14 protein-coding genes and 1 pseudogene are annotated in these 18,183 nt (G+C 51.2%); 7 read left to right on the top strand and 8 right to left on the bottom strand.

Translation table 11 applies throughout. The features are described from left to right. Positions 1–6 precede the first annotated feature (6 nt). The 4 genes from IEX02_RS00320 to mutS form a co-directional block, all read right to left on the bottom strand. On the bottom strand, positions 7–627 hold the full coding sequence (locus tag IEX02_RS00320; protein ID WP_188688598.1) for a hypothetical protein: 621 nt from the start codon (positions 625–627) through the stop codon (positions 7–9). Positions 628–662: 35 nt separating this feature from the next. Continuing rightward, positions 663–1,958 carry a phosphopyruvate hydratase gene (eno, locus tag IEX02_RS00315; RefSeq protein WP_188688594.1) on the bottom strand — a complete coding sequence of 432 codons (1,296 nt, stop codon included), beginning with the start codon at positions 1,956–1,958 and terminating at the stop codon, positions 663–665. Positions 1,959–2,033: 75 nt separating this feature from the next. After that, the gene (gene pyrG, locus IEX02_RS00310) at positions 2,034–3,665 is read right to left on the bottom strand and encodes a CTP synthase (RefSeq protein WP_188688592.1); all 1,632 of its coding nucleotides are present in this window, start codon (positions 3,663–3,665) and stop codon (positions 2,034–2,036) included. Between the two features lie 209 nt (positions 3,666–3,874). Continuing rightward, positions 3,875–6,475, bottom strand: coding sequence for a DNA mismatch repair protein MutS (gene mutS, locus IEX02_RS00305; protein ID WP_188688590.1), 2,601 nt, complete (start codon positions 6,473–6,475; stop codon positions 3,875–3,877). 35 nt (positions 6,476–6,510) lie between these two features. Here mutS and pncC point away from each other — a divergent pair, with 35 nt between their 5' ends. Beyond that, positions 6,511–6,999, top strand: coding sequence for a nicotinamide-nucleotide amidase (gene pncC / locus IEX02_RS00300; protein ID WP_373284952.1), 489 nt, complete (start codon positions 6,511–6,513; stop codon positions 6,997–6,999). 138 nt (positions 7,000–7,137) lie between these two features. Further along, positions 7,138–8,092: pseudogene (gene recA / locus IEX02_RS00295) on the top strand (recombinase RecA). A gap of 58 nt (positions 8,093–8,150) precedes the next feature. Here recA and IEX02_RS00290 read toward each other — a convergent pair. Next, complete coding sequence (locus IEX02_RS00290; RefSeq protein WP_188688588.1) at positions 8,151–8,744, bottom strand: DUF1287 domain-containing protein; 594 nt, start codon at positions 8,742–8,744, stop codon at positions 8,151–8,153. A 5-nt stretch (positions 8,745–8,749) separates the two neighbouring features. Further along, a complete protein-coding gene (locus IEX02_RS00285) occupies positions 8,750–9,976 on the bottom strand; it encodes an MDR family MFS transporter (RefSeq protein ID WP_188688586.1) in 1,227 nt (408 codons plus the stop codon). Between the two features lie 315 nt (positions 9,977–10,291). On the opposite strand from IEX02_RS00285, the gene metA reads away from it, so the two are divergent. The 5 genes from metA (at position 10,292) to IEX02_RS00265 (ending at position 16,133) form a co-directional block, all read left to right on the top strand. After that, a complete protein-coding gene (gene metA / locus IEX02_RS00280) occupies positions 10,292–11,209 on the top strand; it encodes a homoserine O-acetyltransferase MetA (protein ID WP_188688583.1) in 918 nt (305 codons plus the stop codon). 23 nt (positions 11,210–11,232) lie between these two features. Next, positions 11,233–12,273: a homocysteine S-methyltransferase family protein gene (locus tag IEX02_RS20300; protein WP_268237367.1), complete on the top strand. Its 1,041-nt coding sequence runs from the start codon at positions 11,233–11,235 to the stop codon at positions 12,271–12,273. A gap of 15 nt (positions 12,274–12,288) precedes the next feature. Continuing rightward, complete coding sequence (gene metH, locus IEX02_RS00275; RefSeq protein WP_229701954.1) at positions 12,289–14,913, top strand: methionine synthase; 2,625 nt, start codon at positions 12,289–12,291, stop codon at positions 14,911–14,913. A gap of 142 nt (positions 14,914–15,055) precedes the next feature. Continuing rightward, a complete protein-coding gene (locus IEX02_RS00270) occupies positions 15,056–15,547 on the top strand; it encodes a WbuC family cupin fold metalloprotein (protein WP_229701952.1) in 492 nt (163 codons plus the stop codon). After that, positions 15,540–16,133 (top strand): DUF938 domain-containing protein, encoded by a 594-nt coding sequence (locus IEX02_RS00265; protein ID WP_188688577.1) that lies wholly within the window; start codon positions 15,540–15,542, stop codon positions 16,131–16,133. The genes IEX02_RS00270 and IEX02_RS00265 overlap by 8 nt, the downstream gene beginning before the upstream one ends. On the opposite strand, the gene IEX02_RS00260 is transcribed toward IEX02_RS00265, so the two are convergent. Both IEX02_RS00260 and IEX02_RS00255 read right to left on the bottom strand, forming a co-directional pair. Next, complete coding sequence (locus IEX02_RS00260) at positions 16,130–16,942, bottom strand: substrate-binding periplasmic protein (protein ID WP_188688572.1); 813 nt, start codon at positions 16,940–16,942, stop codon at positions 16,130–16,132. The two genes, IEX02_RS00265 and IEX02_RS00260, sit on opposite strands and share 4 nt — an antisense overlap. 63 nt (positions 16,943–17,005) lie before the next feature. Further along, positions 17,006–18,157 carry a GNAT family N-acetyltransferase gene (locus IEX02_RS00255; protein ID WP_188688570.1) on the bottom strand — a complete coding sequence of 384 codons (1,152 nt, stop codon included), beginning with the start codon at positions 18,155–18,157 and terminating at the stop codon, positions 17,006–17,008. Between the last annotated feature and the right edge of the window lie 26 nt (positions 18,158–18,183).

The following is an 18,183-nucleotide window of genomic DNA, read 5'->3' as shown; positions in this document are numbered from 1 at the left end:
TGAAGTTCAGGCAGGCTTTCTACAATTTTTCCAGTTAATCTGACTAACCAGACGCAGTTCTCTCAGGCTCAGGGTATGAGGATGGAACCTATGCCCTTGCTTCCAACTGTGTCCACAGCATGCCGCACTTAGGGTGGCTTTTTTAGGCACAAGCAGGGCGCGATTTTGACTGTTTTCACTGACCGGGCTACCGTCCAGCATAAACCAGCCATTTTTATTCAGATGTAAGCGACCCTCAGCCAGGTCAAACTTATCAATACAATCCAGTTCGAGGTATTCAATGCCTGTTTGGTGTTGCCAAACCGGCACCGGCAGACCAAAGCAAAGATGCTGCTTAAACCAGGTCTGTGTATCGGCTGGGTTATCGTTTCTGGGACAATGGGCCGCTTGTTTAGCCTGCCAACTGGCATTGTGAATATCCAGTTGTAATGGACCATCATGTTGCAACATGCTGGCGGCAATACGCTTGATATGATGTGTCAGACCTTTCAGGCGCCGCTGTAATAAGGCCAGGTTGCCCATTTGCGACAGGGTTTGCAGTTCTCTTTCATACAAGGCATTACACAGCTCGGCAAACTGGAGCTGTTGGCTGTCATCCCGAAAGATATCTGTCTGGTTGGACTGCATAGATGCAAAAGGGGGCGGTTGCCCCCTTTTTAATCTCAGGCCTGGCCTTTGATTTCTTTGCGGCCGTTATAGGCTACGTTACCACCGAGCATCTCTTCGATACGCAGCAATTGGTTATATTTGGCAACGCGGTCTGAACGACACAGTGAACCAGTTTTGATTTGACCGGCAGCCGTACCTACGGCCAGATCGGCAATAGTGGCGTCTTCGGTTTCACCGCTACGGTGCGAAATAACCGCAGTGTAACCGGCTTCCTTGGCCATACGAATGGCTTCCAGGGTTTCGGTCAGTGAGCCAATCTGGTTGAACTTGATCAGGATGCTGTTGGCAATACCGTTATCAATACCGCGTTTTAAGATCTTGGTATTGGTCACGAACAGGTCGTCACCGACAAGTTGTACCTTGTTGCCAATCTTCTTGGTCAGGCTGGCCCAGCCGTCCCAATCGCTCTCGTCCAAACCGTCTTCGATAGATACGATAGGGTACTTGGCCGTCAGTTCTGCCAGGTAATCACCGAAAGACTCGGAGTCAAATACCTTACCTTCACCTTTCAGATCGTATTTACCGTCCTGATAGAACTCTGAAGCTGCACAGTCCAGGGCCAGAGTCACATCTTTATTCAGTTCGTAACCTGCAGCAGCAACAGCCTCGGCGATAACGGCCAGGGCTTCTTCGTTAGACTTCAGGTTAGGGGCAAAACCACCTTCGTCACCTACAGCGGTGTTCAGGCCTTTGGCCGACAGCACTTTTTTCAGGCTGTGGAAGATTTCTGCGCCCATACGCAGGGCTTCACGGAAGTTGGCGGCGCCGACTGGCTGCACCATAAATTCCTGAATATCTACGTTGTTGTCAGCGTGCTCACCACCGTTGATGATATTCATCATAGGTACCGGCATGCTGTATTGACCCGGCGTGCCATTCAGCTCGGCAATATGCTGATAAAGCGGGATGTTTTTATCCATAGCAGCGGCTTTGGCTGTCGCCAGAGACACGGCGAGAATGGCATTGGCACCCAGCTTTTCTTTGTTCTCAGTGCCATCCAGTTCAATCATGATGGTGTCGATAGCTTGCTGATCATGGCTATCTTTACCCAACAGGGCAGCCTGGATGTCATTGTTGACGGCGGCCACGGCTTTCAAGACGCCTTTACCTAAATAACGGCTTTTATCGCCGTCGCGCAGCTCAAGGGCTTCACGAGAACCCGTGCTGGCACCGCTGGGTGCACAAGCGCGTCCCCAGGCACCACTGGTCAGGTAAACGTCGGCTTCGACAGTGGGGTTGCCGCGAGAATCCATAACTTCGCGACCGATAATCTTGCTGATTTGTGACATTGTTGCCTCTGAATATGAAAGATGTGTCGCCCAACCGGGCGACATTATTCGCTCAGGCGCAGCGCGCTACGCCCATCAATTATTGCTTTTATGATGTTGCCCGGCGGCCGCCACAAAACCTTCAAATAAAGGGTGGCCATCGCGCGGGGTAGAGTTGAACTCAGGGTGGAACTGACCGGCAACAAACCATGGATGATCATCTATTTCGATGATTTCTACTAAACGTTTGTCGGTAGACAGTCCCGTCACTTTCAGACCTGCTGCCTCGATTTGTGGACGCAGGTTGTTGTTTACTTCGTATCTGTGGCGGTGACGCTCGTAAATGGCTTCACTGCCGTACATGGCATGCACTTTACTGCCTTTGATCAAATGGCACAACTGGCTGCCCAGTCGCATGGTGCCACCCAGATCAGAACGCTCGGTACGGGTTTCCATGCTACCGTCGGCGTCAAGCCACTCGGTAATCAAACCTACTACCGGGTTAGGGGTGTTAGGATCAAACTCGGTGCTGTTGGCATTTTCCAGGCCCGCCACGTTACGAGCGTATTCAATTACCGCCACTTGCATACCCAGACAGATGCCCAGATAAGGGAGCTTGTTTTCACGGGCATAACGGGCTGCCGTAATTTTACCTTCAATACCGCGCTCGCCGAAACCACCAGGTACCAAAATGGCATCCAGACCTTCCAGCAGCACAGTGCCTTTGCTCTCGATATCCTGAGAATCGATATATTGAATGTTAACGCTTAAACGGTTTTTCAGGCCGGCGTGCTTCAATGCTTCGTTCACTGATTTATAAGCATCAGGCAGGGCAACGTATTTGCCGACCATACCAATAGTGACTTCACCATTAGGATTGGACTCGGCATACAGTACCTGTTCCCATTCACCCAGGTCAGCTTCAGGGCAGCTCAAACCGAAGCGTTTTACCACCAGTTCATCCAGGCCCTGAGATTTGAGCATGGCCGGGATGCGATAAATGCTGTCGACGTCTTTTAAGCTGATAACGGCTTTGTCGGCCACATTGGTAAACAGGGCAATCTTGGAGCGCTCGTTAGCCGGTAACTGGGCTTCTGAACGACAAACCAGAATATCCGGCTGAATGCCAATGCTGCGCAGTTCTTTAACCGAATGCTGAGTAGGCTTGGTTTTTACTTCACCCGAAGCGGCCATATAAGGCACCAGCGTTAGGTGCATATACAGGGCGCGTTCACGGCCAATTTCTGTACCTAACTGACGGATGGCTTCCAAAAACGGTTGGGATTCGATATCGCCTACCGTACCACCGATTTCAACGATGGCCACATCAACCCCTTCAGCGCCTTCGATAACACGGCGCTTAATTTCATTGGTGATATGGGGGATAACCTGGATGGTGGCACCCAGATAGTCGCCGCGGCGCTCACGCTTGATCACTTCTTCATACACACGACCTGTGGTGAAGTTGTTGCGGCTGGTCATACGGGTGCGGATAAAACGCTCGTAGTGACCCAAATCCAAATCGGTTTCTGCGCCATCATCGGTGACGAATACTTCACCGTGTTGGATAGGGCTCATGGTGCCGGGATCCACGTTGATATAGGGATCCAGTTTCAGCATGGTGACTTTCAGCCCGCGCGCCTCCAGAATGGCGGCCAGTGAAGCGGCTGCAATACCTTTACCTAGTGATGAAACCACACCACCCGTCACGAAAATATAGTTTGTCATGCGAAACCTAAGACTTGGGAGTTAATCGGAAATCCGTACCACAACGCAAAACACACCACCTAAAGTGGTTTGCCGGGGGCGTGTGGAATTCTTATCAGGACGGGAAAATAGTATACGCAAATCCCGCTTATCTCTCAATCTAAAAGCGTCATCCGCGTGCAAAATCTGTGCGAAGGGGCGTGCCGAATGGCGCGCCCCTGAGGGCTTGCTTAGTCTTGGCCCAAACGCTTTAGGCTATACAGGGCTTCCAAAGCCTGGCGGGGAGTGAGTTCGTCAGGATTCAGACTCTTTAAGGCTTTACGCAGCGGGTCATCCTGCTGGATAAAATCCAATTGGCTGGGCACAGGGCCTGGTGCGCTGGTGGGGGGCCTGGTGTCGCTTTGTTCCAGCTCAAATAACTTTTGTCTGGCGGCCTGAATAACCGGGCGGGGTACGCCGGCCAGCATCGCCACCTGTAAACCGTAGCTGCGATCGGCTGCACCTTCCTGCACGGCGTGCATAAAGCTGATACCTTCCTCATGCTCTACCGCATCCAAATGCACATTGGCCAGTGATTCCATGCTCTCGGCCAGTTGTGTCATTTCAAAGTAGTGGGTGGCAAATAAGGTAAAAGCATTGAGCTGCTCCGCCAGATAGCAAGCGGTTGCCCAGGCCAGAGATAAACCGTCATAGGTACTAGTGCCGCGACCAATTTCGTCCATCAGCACCAGACTGTTTGCCGTGGCATTGTTGAGAATATTGGCGGTTTCGGTCATCTCCACCATAAAGGTGGAACGGCCTGAGGCCAGATCGTCTGAGGCGCCGATACGGGTGAAAATACGATCGATAGGGCCAATCTTAGCGTTTTCTGCCGGCACATAACTGCCTATGCAGGCCATTAATGCTATTAGTGCCGTTTGGCGCATATAAGTGGACTTACCGCCCATATTGGGGCCGGTTATAATCAGCATGCGACGCTTATGACCAAGGGCCAGTGGGTTGGCAATAAAAGGCTCGGTCAGCACCTGTTCAACCACTGCATGGCGTCCGCGGTCATACTGAATGCCGGGTTCTTGGCTAAACGCTGGCCTGTGATAGTCATATAACTGGGCACAGTCGGCCAGGTTACACAGTACATCCAGTTCTGCCAGCGCCGCGCCGCTTAGCTGTAATTCAAACAGTTGCGGCAGCAGGGTATCAAACAGGGCGTCATACAACTGTTTTTCCAGCGCCAGGGCGCGGCCCTGACTGGTGAGCACTTTATCTTCATATTCCTTAAGCTCGGGAATGATATAGCGTTCATTGTTCTTGAGCGTCTGGCGGCGTACATATTCAGCCGGGACCAGATCAGCATAGCCGCGGCTGACTTCTATATAGTAGCCATGCACTTTATTAAAACCCACTTTCAGGGTTGGAATGTCGGTGCGCTGCTTTTCTCTTTCTTCCAAAAGCGCCAGATAGTCTGTGGCCCCTTTGGACAGTGCACGTAGTTCATCCAGTTCAGCATGGTAGCCAGGGGCTATCACACCGCCGTCGCGAATTAATACCGGCGGGTTGTCGATAATCGCCCGCTCCAGCAGATCCAACAACTCGGGAAACTCATTGATTTCGCCAGCCAAGCTGTGTAGCGGCGGACAATCCAGGGTAGCCAGAAAACTGCGAATGGCCGGAAGCTGGCCAAAGGCCTGACGCAGTCTGGCAAAATCCCTGGGCCTCGCGCTACGCAGCGCCAAACGGCCTAATACCCGTTCGATATCGCCCACTTGTTTTAAGTAGTCGCGCAGTTCCTGCAGGTCGGCATCCAGCAGCGCAGCTATGCTGTCCTGGCGGCGCGTAAGCGTCTGAATATCGGTAAGAGGGCGATGCAGCCAGCGCTGCAGCAAGCGGCTACCCATGGCAGTGCTGGTTTTGTCCAGTACTGAGGCCAGAGTGTTGTCCAAGCTGCCGGCTAAATTCTGGGTCAGCTCTAGATTGCGTCTGGTGGCGGCGTCCATCTGAACCGTATCACTTTGGGTTTCCAGACGAATGGCGCGAATATGTGGCAATGCTGCACGTTGGGTGTCTTTGACATACTGAATCACGCAGCCCGCAGCGCATAAGCCAAGCTCGGCCTTGTCCACGCCAAAGCCACTTAGCTCGCGGGTGCCGAATTGTTGGTTCAGTTGGGTGATGGCGGTTTGCAGATCAAATTCCCACTCGGGACGACGGCGCAATCCGCGACGCTGTTCAATTAGATGCAAGGCTGCCATGCCTTCAGGATAAAGCAGCTCGGCCGGCTGGGTACGTTGCAGCTCGGCAAGCAAGGCTTCTTCATTTTTAAGCTCGGATAAACTAAAACGTCCACTGGATAGCTCCAGCGTGGCGTAGCCAAAGCCTTCCTTGCCTTGCCAGATGGCCGCCAAGAGGTTGTCACGTCTGTCATCTAGTAAAGCTTCGTCAGTAATAGTGCCCGGCGTGACAATGCGCGCCACTTTGCGCTCGACCGGCCCTTTACTGGTGGCTGGGTCGCCGACCTGTTCGCAAATAGCCACCGACTGGCCGAGCTTAACCAGCTTAGCCAGATAGCCCTCTACCGCATGGTAGGGAACCCCGGCCATAGGAATGGGATCACCACCGGATTTGCCCCGAGCAGTCAGGGATATATCCAGTAATTGCGCGGCCCGTTTGGCATCGTCATAAAAAAGTTCGTAAAAGTCCCCCATCCGGTAAAACAGCAGAATATTCGGATGCTCAGATTTGATCCGCAGATACTGCTGCATCATAGGCGTGTGCTGAGCGAGTTGCTGTTCATCGAAAAGACCGGCTTGCGAGGCAAATTTATCAGAGGGCATAATGACGCTATTCTTGTTTATTGTCGGAGTAAGGAATGATGACGACAGAAATTAACCTGCGTCTGGCCGAGCAGCTAGGCGAAACCCTAAAGCAAAAGGGCTGGACTATTACCTGCGCCGAGTCCTGCACCGGAGGAGGCATAGGATACGCCATTACCAGCACATCTGGAAGTTCCAGCTGGTTTGAGCAGGGCTATATTACCTACTCGAATGACGTCAAAGAGCGTTTACTTGGGGTGCATCATGACACGCTGATAGTCCATGGCGCGGTCTCAGCGCAAACGGCAGAGGAAATGGCACAAGGCGCACTTAAGGCGGCAAAAGCGGATATTGCTATTGCAGTAAGCGGTATTGCTGGCCCTGATGGCGGCAGCCCGGAAAAGCCGGTGGGCACAGTGTGGTTTGGTCTTGCCTTGGCAGATAAGGTGGTGAGTGTGCATCAGCGCTTTGAAGGCGATCGCCAGCAGGTGCGCGAGCAGGCCATTACCTTTGCCCTGCAACAGGCGTTGGCATTGCTGGCTTAGTGCCTGCCTGGTACTTCTTAAGCCACAAATTCGTAAATATAAAAACAAAACGCCATACAGTACTTGTAACTGTATGGCTATACAGTATACTTGCCTCATATTCCGATCATCATCACAGGCTCAAGTAAGGAGCGACCAATGGAAGATAATAAAGCCAGGGCCTTGTCGGCCGCCTTGGGACAAATAGAGAAACAATTTGGTAAAGGCGCGATTATGCGTCTGGGTGACAATCAGGCCATGGATATTGAAGCCATTTCCACTGGCTCACTGAGCGTGGATGTTGCCTTAGGTATTGGTGGTTTGCCATGTGGCCGTGTGGTGGAGATTTATGGTCCTGAATCATCAGGTAAAACCACACTGACACTGCAAGTGATTGCTCAGGCCCAAAAAATGGGTAAAACCTGTGCCTTCGTGGATGCTGAACACGCGTTAGATCCTGTATATGCCGGTAAGCTTGGGGTGAATGTAGAAGAGCTTTTGGTCTCCCAGCCCGATACCGGTGAACAGGCCCTGGAAATCTGTGACATGCTGGTGCGCTCCGGTGCGGTAGATGTGGTGGTGGTGGACTCGGTAGCCGCTCTGACGCCTAAAGCCGAAATTGAAGGTGACATGGGTGACTCCCACGTTGGTCTGCAGGCACGTTTGATGTCTCAGGCACTGCGTAAGCTGACCGGTAATATTAAGCGCTCTAACACCTTGTGTATTTTCATTAACCAAATTACGTTTGGATATTCGCCGTATCGGTGCGGTGAAAGAAGGCGACGAAGTGGTAGGTAGTGAAACCCGCGTGAAGGTAGTGAAAAACAAAGTAGCCCCGCCCTTCAAACAGGCCGAATTTAATATTATGTACGGCGAAGGCATCAGCAAAGAAGCTGAGCTGGTGGATATGGGCGTGTTGCACAAGTTTGTTGAAAAAGCCGGTGCCTGGTATAGCTACAATGGTGAGCGTATCGGTCAGGGTAAAGCTAATGCGGTGAAATACCTCAAAGACAAACCAGAAATGGCCCAGGCTATTGAGAAGCAACTGCGCGATAAGCTGCTCTTGGCTAAAACCGTGCAAGCTGAAGACGGTGTGTCCGAAGAGGTACTCTAAACCTCTGCTACTATTCACCCAAAAAGCCCGCTATCGCGGGCTTTCTTATGTCTGTAGTTTATTGCTCAGTAACAGCCGGGTAACGATAATGGCCGGTTATTGGATAACGAAGCAGACTGTTGTCCTCCACCGGGCCAGCCCCGATATTGTGTAATACCAGTGGCGTGCCGTCTGGTGCGTTTTTATCACTGACAATGCCAATATGTGGCAGGTTACCCGGTAACATCCAGGTGACGATATCGCCGGCCACAAACCCCTGGCCTGACTGAGTGAAAGGCAAAGACTGCCCATATCTGCTGAAAAACACCTGCAAATTAGGCACGCGCCTATGGTCAATATTGCGGTCGGGCTTACTCAGACCCCAAATGCGTTTAGAGGGGTAGAGGGTAAAATGCTCGCGTATATCCTCATGCACTAACAACTGAAGGTCGACTCCCAGGGTGCGATAACTGCGGATCACAAGGTCAGTGCAAACGCCAATATTGTCAGGCACATCACCGCCTGGATAGGCCAGTTTTTGATAACTGCCGTCATAACGAATATCCAGTTGTGTACGGGCTTTGGCGGCCTTAACCAGCTCCAGGGGGGCTGCTTGAACCTGGCTGATTAATAGTAAAACGCTGGCAAATAGCATGTATCCTTTCACTTTCATCCTTTTTATCCTTTTTGCTCCAGTGGCTCTGTTGCCTCTGACGTGCGTGTGGCAAGGCCTATCTGCTGATATAGCGCAAAGACTGCCAGGCAGCAAAGGGTAGTGAAGAAAAATAAACTGGGGCCGCCATAAGCTTTCAGTAGCAAACCGCCAGCATAAGGGGCGATAGCAAAGCCGATGGAATACAAGGACGCGGCGCCATAATATACGCCGCGCATATTGGCAGGGGCGATGCGATCAATCTGAATATTCATGGTGGGAAATAAAATACATTCCCCCAGGCTTAAAAAGAATGTGGCCACAATCCAACCCCAATACCAGTCAATGGGGTTAAGGGCGAAAGCCAACTGAGAGATAGTCAGTAGCACCATCCCCACCTGAACACGATGCACTAGCGTGCGCTTTTGCATCAGGCGCACCATCACAAACTGAAAACAGACAATGGTCATGCCATTAGTAAAGATTAGGGTGCCCACCAACTGCACCACATTATCCAGGCCTTCACGACTTAGGTATTGCACTAAGGATGAGTCCAGATGGGCAAACACAAAGGCGACCAAGGTGTTGGCCAATACCAGCAACAAGAACAATTTATCCTGACTTAGCACCCGCAGAATCTGCCTGAACGGAATACGGCTGGCGTTTTTCCCTTTTGGTGAGGAGGGGCGGCGAAACGCCCACCACACAGCCCAGAGCAATACCAGATAAACGGCGGCAACAGCAAAGAAGGTATGTTGCTGACCGGCAAAACCCATCCAGACACCCGCTAGTGGGAAGAGGGCCGCTCCCACATTGATAGAAAAATAGCGTAGCTGAAAGGCCGTTTCGCGCATCTCTACGCTTGGCAACATATCGCTGATCAGGGCTTTGGCGGGCGGTTCCCATACCTCCCGGCTGATAGCACACAAGGCCATACACAGGGCATATAACAGCACCTCATCGGCAACCGCTAGTAAACTAAAGGCCAGTATGGCCAGCACACCGGCACTGAGGAGCATGGTCTTTCGGCCCAACCTGTCGGTGAGCGCACCGGCATAAAATCCCACCAGTACGGCGGACACCGCCGAGATTGTCATGGTCAGGCCAATCTGCCATTCATTTAAAGCAAACTTTTGATAGAGCATAATGGCCATAAAAGGCCACACCATAAAAAAGGTGCCGCGGGAGAAAAACACGCCAAGGATCATGACCCATACCAGCGACGGGAATTGTCTTGCCAACTGCCAGTTCATAAGGCCTTGATTAATGCGCAGGAAAGACGGCTAACCTAGCGTCTTTATGCGGCTTTTTGAAGACTGAAGGTTAGACTGTTTTGCTATGGCGATATGCTGTTCGTTTACTTGTGTCTGACGTTGTTCTTTGCATCGTGGCTGCTGTGTTTGCTTATAGCGCAGCCGATAACCGTCACTGTGCAGCCAGCTTTCCATTTGATGTATCATTTCGTTTGGACGTCTAGACGTAAAGAGGTTGACATTTCCAGACGTCTTGGCAAGATGCCTACATAGCGCGAGTTACGCGCTATTCGCTCACTTGTTCGGAGAACTGCCATGCCAATTCGTATTCCCAATGATTTACCCGCACAGGATGTATTAGGTGAAGAGAATATCTTTGTGATGGGGATGGAGCGGGCGGCCAATCAGGATATTCGTCCACTGGAAGTGGGGATCCTTAATCTGATGCCGAATAAGATTGAGACCGAAGTGCAGTTGTTGCGCTTGTTGTCCAACACGCCGCTACAGATCAATGTAGACCTGATTCGTATTGACAACGAAGCGCCCAAAAATACCCCAAAAGCGCATATGGATGCGTTTTATCATCAGTTCGACGATATCGCCAACAAGAAATATGACGGTTTAATTGTCACCGGCGCGCCACTGGCGCTACTGGATTACGAGACGGTGAAGTACTGGGATAAAATGCAAACGGTGTTGGACTGGGCGCGTCGTCATGTGCAATCCACGCTATTTTTATGTTGGGCTGCCCATGCCGCTATGTATCATTATTTCGGTATTGATCGCCGCTTACGGGACAATAAACTATCCGGGGTGTTTACTCATCAGGTTAATGAAGAGCACGACGAATTACTGCGTGGTTTTGATCCTGTGTTTAACGCCTGTCATTCGCGCTTTGGTGAAATTCCGTTGGACACTTATCAGTCGGTACCTGAAATCAAGGTACTAGCGACCTCTGATAAAGCCGGTGTGTATTTAGCGGCCAGCCGGGATAAGCGCTTGGTGTTTGTCACCGGCCATCCCGAATATGATCCCGACACCCTGGCAGGTGAATATCAACGGGATCTGGAAGCCGGCTCACAGCCAGCAGTGCCGGAAAACTATTTCCCTGGTGATAACCCTTGCTTGGCACCCTTAGTGACCTGGCGCTCGCACGGCAGTTTGTTGTTCACCAACTGGCTGAATTACTATGTGTACCAGGAAACGCCATTTAATTTGTCAGATATCGCCTGAAAGGCACGAAGAGGATTGTTTAGTTGAAGCTTAAGTCCATTGAAGAGGCCCTGAAATCCCGCATCCTGATCCTGGATGGCGCGATGGGGACCATGATCCAGCAATATAAACTGGAAGAAGCCGATTATCGTGGCACTCGCTTTGCCGACTGGCATATGGATATCAAGGGCAATAACGATCTGCTGGTACTAACTCAGCCGGACATGATTCGGGAAATTCACGAGAAATACCTGGCCGCTGGTGCCGATATTCTGGAAACCAATACTTTTAACGCCACCTCTATCGCCATGGCTGACTACGATATGCAGTCGCTGGTGTATGACATTAATGTTGAGGCCACCCGACTGGCCAAACAGGCCTGCAAAAAATACAGCACGCCTGAGCGACCACGCTATGTGGCAGGTGTATTAGGGCCGACTAACCGTACCGCGTCCATTTCCCCGGATGTGAATGACCCAGGTAAGCGCAATGTCACTTTCGATGAGTTGGTGGAAGCCTACGAAGAAGCCACGCAAGCGCTGATGGAAGGTGGCGCGGATATTATTCTTATCGAGACTATCTTTGATACCTTAAATGCCAAAGCGGCGGCCTTTGCGGTAGAGAACGTGTTTGAAAAACGCGCTCAATCCTTGCCGGTGATGATCTCCGGTACTATTACCGATGCCTCTGGCCGTACCTTGTCCGGACAAACCACCGAAGCTTTCTACTATTCACTGCGTCATATTAAGCCACTGTCGTTCGGCCTTAACTGCGCCTTGGGGCCGGATTTATTGCGCCAATATGTACAAGAGCTGAGTGATGTTTGTGAATGTGCGGTATCTGCGCACCCTAATGCCGGTCTACCCAATGAATTTGGCGAATACGATATGGACGGTGAAGAAATGGCTGTGCATATCCGCGAATGGGCAGATGCAGGTCTGCTGAATATTGTCGGCGGCTGCTGTGGCACCACTCCTGAACATATTCGCATTCTGGCCGATTCTGTAGCGGGTAAGGCGCCAAGGGTACCGCCCAGATTGCCGGTGAAATTACGCCTGTCCGGCCTTGAGCCATTTGTACAGTAACAGACCGAGGTAAGCATGACTCAACAAGCCAGCGCCAACTTTATTAACGTCGGCGAGCGTACCAACGTCACAGGTTCGGCCCGCTTTAAACGCCTGATTCTGGAAGGCGATTATGAAGCGGCATTGGAAGTGGCCCGCCAGCAGGTGGAAAACGGCGCGCAAGTGATTGATATCAACATGGATGAAGCCATGTTGGACTCCGAAGCGGCCATGGTACGCTTTTTAAATCTGATTGCCTCTGAGCCGGATATCAGCCGCGTACCTGTGATGATCGACTCATCCAAATGGTCGGTGATTGAAGCCGGGCTTAAGTGTGTGCAGGGCAAGGCCATTGTTAACTCCATCAGCCTTAAAGAAGGTGAAGAACAGTTCCTGCATCAGGCCAAGCTCATCAGGCGCTATGGCGCTGCAACTGTGGTTATGGCCTTTGATGAGGTGGGGCAGGCCGACACCGAAGAACGTAAGTTCGAAATCTGTCAGCGCAGTTACAAGTTACTGACCGAAAAAGTCGGCTTTCCGCCGGAAGACATTATTTTTGACCCCAATATCTTTGCGGTCGCAACAGGTATCGAAGAGCACAACAATTACGCGGTGGACTTTATTAATGCCACCCGCAAAATTCGCCAGCATCTGCCTCATGCCCATATCTCCGGTGGTTTGTCGAATGTGTCCTTCTCGTTTCGTGGTAATGAACCAGTGCGTGAAGCCATGCACTCGGTGTTTTTGTACTATGCCATCAAGGCCGGTATGGATATGGCCATAGTTAACGCCGGGCAGTTGGCGGTGTATGACGATATTCCACTGGAACTGCGTGAAGCGGTGGAAGATGTGATTCTTAACCGCCACCCTGAGGCGACTGACCGCTTGCTGGAACTGGCGCCAAAATACCGAGGCGACGGTAAAGAAGTCGAAAAAGAAACTCAGGAATGGCGTGGCTTTCCGGTGAGTAAACGGCTGGAATATGCGCTGGTTAAAGGCATTACCGATTTTATCGAGGAAGACACTGAAGCGGCTCGTCTGGAAGCAGAAAAACCCCTGCATGTGATTGAAGGGCCGTTAATGGACGGCATGAACGTGGTGGGGGACCTTTTTGGCGAAGGTAAGATGTTTTTGCCCCAGGTGGTGAAATCAGCCCGGGTAATGAAACGTGCCGTGGCCTATTTACAGCCATATATCGAAGATGAAAAGAATGCCGGCTCATCCAACGGTAAAATTCTGCTCGCCACGGTAAAAGGTGATGTGCACGATATCGGCAAGAATATCGTCGGTGTGGTGCTGCAATGTAATAACTTCGAGGTGATTGACCTTGGGGTGATGGTACCTTGCGAGAAAATTCTGCAAACCGCCCGTGAACAAAAGGCCGATATGATTGGTCTGTCGGGGCTGATTACGCCGTCCCTGGATGAAATGGTACATGTGGCCAAAGAAATGCAGCGCCAGGGTTTTGAGCTGCCGCTGCTGATTGGTGGTGCTACTACATCCAAGGCCCATACGGCGGTGAAGATTGAGCAGAATTATCATGGCCCGGTAGTTTATGTACCCAATGCTTCCCGCGCCGTGGGGGTATGCCAGAAGCTGATTTCTGCTACCGCCCGCGCCGAGTATGCGGCCGAGCTGGCAGTGGAGTACGAAAAAGTCCGCGAACAGCATGCCCGTAAAAAGCCGCGCACTAAACCAGTTAGTCTGGAGCAGGCCCGCGCTAACGATGTCAAGCTCGACTTTAGCGACTATCAGCCGCAAAAACCCAATCAGCTTGGGGTGCAGGAAATTACTGCGGATATCGCCACGTTGCGCCGCTATATAGACTGGACGCCGTATTTCCTGACCTGGTCACTGGCCGGTAAATACCCACGCATTTTTGATGATGAAGTGGTGGGTGAGGAAGCTAAAAAGCTGTTTGCCGACGCGAATGCCATGCTGGACCGCTTTGAGCAATCCGGTGAAATTCAGGCCAAAGGCGTGGTGGGTATTTTTGCTGCCAACCGCGTTGGTGATGATATTGAGATTTACGCTGATGACAGCCGTAGTCAGGTGTTAACTAAGGCTTGCCACCTGCGCCAGCAAACCGAAAAGCTGGATTTTCCTAACTATTGTTTAAGCGATTTCATCGCCACTAAAGACAGCGGTGTAGCCGACTATACCGGCGCTTTCGCGGTAACAGGCGGCATTGGCGAAGATGAACTGGCCGATGCGTACAAGGCCGATGGCGACGACTATAACGCCATTATGGTCAAGGCTGTGGCCGACAGATTAGCCGAGGCCTTTGCCGAGTATCTGCACGAGCGGGTGCGTAAGGAAATCTGGGGTTATGCTGCCGAAGAAAACCTCAGTAACGACGAGCTGATCCGTGAAAAGTATCAAGGCATTCGTCCTGCGCCCGGTTATGCGGCATGCCCTGAGCATACCGAAAAGCAGAAGATCTGGGAGCTGCTGGACGTTGAGCGCCGAATTGGTATGCAGCTTACCTCCAGCTATGCCATGTGGCCCGGGGCCTCGGTATCAGGTTGGTACTTTGCTCACCCGCAGAGCAAGTACTTTGCTGTGGCGCAGATTCAATCTGATCAGCTAGAAGATTATGCGCAGCGCAAGGGCTGGGATATCCAGACCGCCGAAAAGTGGCTGGCCCCTAACTTAAGCTGAGCACAGGTTGTATTTAGTTAACACAAAGGGAGCTAGGCTCCCTTTTTTTATGGCCATCAAAGGCGCTCGTGCTTGGCAGCATACCCAGTTATCGGCCTTTCTGTTAGGCTTGCCACTCTGTGAGATGTCAGGGTAATTGAACGTGACAATTCAACTTTTTAATGACGCGCTGTTTCAGCAATTGCATGCGGGCGCTGCGCAAAGCCCCAGAAGACGACTCAATCATAATATCCACAGTGATCTTAGCGATCCCGTGCAGCGCTTATTTATTACCCTGATGCCTGACTCTTACGTCAGGCCACATCGGCATAGCCAATCAGATAAATGGGAGTTTTTTCTGATGCTGGAGGGCACTGCATCTTTTGTCGTTTTCAGTCCAAAAGGCGAGGTGCTGGCCCGCCATGAGCTTTGCGCCCAAGGGCCGCTGCGAGGCTTGGAGATCCCCCCTAATACCTGGCACAGCGTGGTCGCAGTGGAACAAGCGGCGACCTTTTTGGAGGTCAAGCAAGGTCCGTATCAGCCTTTATCTACTGAAGATGTCGCAAGCTGGGCGCCGGCTGAGGGCGAGCCCCAAGTAGCGGATTTTTTGCAGCGTTTAAAGCACTGCCGGATTGGAGACAAATTTCATGAATAAACCTTACAGCCAGGCTTGTGAGAATAACAAAGGCCCCATTCTGGAGGTACTGAAAGTACGCCTTGGCGACAGCAAAAGTTTGCTGGAAATCGGTTCGGGTACAGGGCAACACGCGGTGTATCTTGCTGCGCAATTGCCGCATTTAGTTTGGCATACCAGCGATCGCGCTGAGAATCACGCCGGTATTAATGCCTGGATAGATGACTTCCCGGCCGATAACTTGCGCCGCCCCGTTGGCTTTACCGTTGGGATGGATGACTGGCCGGCGGGGAATTTTGACGCTGTGTTTACCGCCAATACCACCCATATTATGCAAGTGAGTGAAGCCCAACTTATGATGCAGTTGGTGGCTAAGCATCTGCCAGATAATGGTGTATTTTGCCAGTATGGCCCGTTTAACATCGACGGTCAGTATACCAGTGACAGTAACCGGGCTTTTGATCAACAGCTACTCAGTCAGGGATTTGGCGGTATACGTGATGTGGCGCAATTACAGCAATGGCTCAATGGCTCTGGGCTGACACTAATGCAAAGGGTTCAGATGCCAGCCAATAATCAACTGCTGATTTGGCAAAAGTTACCTTAGCGCCTGTGTTGCACAACTGGGATGTAAGCATTGAACTGTGCCAGCCACTTCTGATAACTATCAGGCGGCAGGCCGTTTTCCTCGTACAACTGACGTACATCGTCGGATGCAACAAGCTTTTTCAGCCCTTGGGCTATCGCAATGGAAAAATTGGCAAATGCCGGATCGCCGAGATTGCCCATCAGATGTATGGTGGTTTCCATCGGCATCTCACCGGCTATTAGACAGGGCTGCTGATGCTCCCTGGCATTCAGCGAACAATAGTGGTTCGCCAGGCTCTGCAAGATAAAGATATGCTCAATACGACCGCCTTGTAACATTTGAAATAATGCGTCGCTTTCTACAAGGCCATAAAAATTATCAAAGCCATTGTCACGCAAGAATTGACTTTGTGCCGACCCTTCAATGACACCAACAGGTTGCCAGGCCCTTTTTAGTTGCTGAATGGTTTTGGGCGGCGTGCCAGGCAGACTATAAAAACCGGCGCGTGAGACGGTTAGTGGCGGACTGAATTGCGCCCACTTGCTGCGCTCCTCGGTCTTGGCTGCAAAAAAAACGGCGTCTAATTTTCCTTGCTGTAATTGTGTTTGTGACCAGGACCAGGCCAACGATGATGGGGTCACTTCGAAATGTTTATCATCGGCTAAAATACGTTCCAGTAATTGCCAGCTCAGGCGATATTCGCCGGGACGCGACAAACCCTGCGTATGTCTTTCTGACACCGCAATATGCATATGCACTACTTGATCCGCCCATGCAGAGGGAAAGTTCAAACACAGCGCCAAGAACAAAGAATACAAGGGCTTCACAACAATTCTAAGTACTAGGTATTTTTTTTCGACTTTAGCAGCTGTTCTGCGCAAGGAACATCTTTATTCCGTACCGCGCTGTGAAAATGGCAGAAGGGTAGATGTATCCTTTTGATAATCAAAAATATATTGCTTCTCCCGGACAATGAAATCTTTAACCGCGGTATAAAATTGTGCTGAGGTCAGCCAATGATTGCTGTAACAAATGACGGGCTCAAAGCCGCGCTGAATTTTGTGCTCTCCCTGAGTCCCTGGATTAAAAAATGCCAGTTGTTGTTCAATGCAAAACTCAATACCCTGGTAATAGCAGACCTCAAAATGCAGTCCGTCAATCTCATTCAAACAACCCCAATAGCGACCATATAGCCCCTGTTGATCAAAGAAGAATAATGCGCTGGCCAGCATGTCACCATCTCGCCTAGCCTGAACCAACAGCAATTTTTCACCCATGTGCCGTAACAAATCTTCAAACAAGGCTTCATTCAGGTAACCATTGTGGCCCGAACGTTTGAGGTATGTTTGCCGGTAGCACTGATAAAAGGCTTGTATATGCTCTGTGCTAATGGCTGAGCCGGTTAAGCGGTGAAAAGTGATACCGGCATCGCTAAGCCGGCGTCTTTCTTTTTGCAGATTCTTGCGCTTACGGGAGGTGAACCTGGCAACAAAATCGTTAAAGTCAGTGTATCCCCGGTTGAACCAATGAAATTGTACCGAGTGACGCTGGACGACACCCAATTCAGCCAAGGTATCTGACTCGGTTTTTTGGCAAAACAAGATATGCAGGGAGGACAGCGACTGCGCCTGACAAATAAGTTGTAAATGCTTAAGCACACTTGGCCAAATCTCCTCGAGACGGACATCCTGCCTGGTCAGTAATCTTGGGCCTGGTACGGGGGTAAAGGGAATGCCGGCGACCAGTTTAGGGTAGTAGTCATGCCCATGTCTGGCAAAGGCATCGGCCCAGGCAAAGTCGAATACATATTCGCCGTAACTGTGCCACTTTTTATACAGGGGCAGTAGGGCAACCAGACCCTGCTTATCCTCCACTTGCAAATGCCAGGGTTGCCAGCCGCTTTGCCCACCTACGCAATGCTGGGTTTCCAGGGCGGTTAAAAACGCATAATCAAGAAAGGGGCCCGCGCCTTGGGACAAGGTTTGCCAGTCTGCAGGTTGAATACGTTTAAGACTATCGATAAAAGTGAATTGTAGATCCATGGCGTGCCAGCGTTACAATACTGTCG

Source organism: Bowmanella pacifica, assembly GCF_014645355.1.
GTDB classification, from domain to species: Bacteria; Pseudomonadota; Gammaproteobacteria; order Enterobacterales; family Alteromonadaceae; genus Bowmanella; species Bowmanella pacifica.
This window is presented reverse-complemented; position numbering and strand designations above follow the sequence as displayed.

Excerpts from the sequence above, each read along its gene's own strand:
- pncC (WP_373284952.1), top strand. The coding sequence starts at position 6,511 with ATGATGACGACAGAAATTAACCTGCGTCTGGCCGAGCAGCTAGGCGAA.
- IEX02_RS00255 (WP_188688570.1), bottom strand. The coding sequence starts at position 18,157 with ATGGATCTACAATTCACTTTTATCGATAGTCTTAAACGTATTCAACCT.
- metH (WP_229701954.1), top strand. The coding sequence starts at position 12,289 with ATGACTCAACAAGCCAGCGCCAACTTTATTAACGTCGGCGAGCGTACC.
- pyrG (WP_188688592.1), bottom strand. The coding sequence starts at position 3,665 with ATGACAAACTATATTTTCGTGACGGGTGGTGTGGTTTCATCACTAGGT.
- metA (WP_188688583.1), top strand. The coding sequence starts at position 10,292 with ATGCCAATTCGTATTCCCAATGATTTACCCGCACAGGATGTATTAGGT.
- mutS (WP_188688590.1), bottom strand. The coding sequence starts at position 6,475 with ATGCCCTCTGATAAATTTGCCTCGCAAGCCGGTCTTTTCGATGAACAG.
- IEX02_RS00285 (WP_188688586.1), bottom strand. The coding sequence starts at position 9,976 with ATGAACTGGCAGTTGGCAAGACAATTCCCGTCGCTGGTATGGGTCATG.
- eno (WP_188688594.1), bottom strand. The coding sequence starts at position 1,958 with ATGTCACAAATCAGCAAGATTATCGGTCGCGAAGTTATGGATTCTCGC.
- IEX02_RS00290 (WP_188688588.1), bottom strand. The coding sequence starts at position 8,744 with ATGAAAGTGAAAGGATACATGCTATTTGCCAGCGTTTTACTATTAATC.
- IEX02_RS00320 (WP_188688598.1), bottom strand. The coding sequence starts at position 627 with ATGCAGTCCAACCAGACAGATATCTTTCGGGATGACAGCCAACAGCTC.
- IEX02_RS00265 (WP_188688577.1), top strand. The coding sequence starts at position 15,540 with ATGAATAAACCTTACAGCCAGGCTTGTGAGAATAACAAAGGCCCCATT.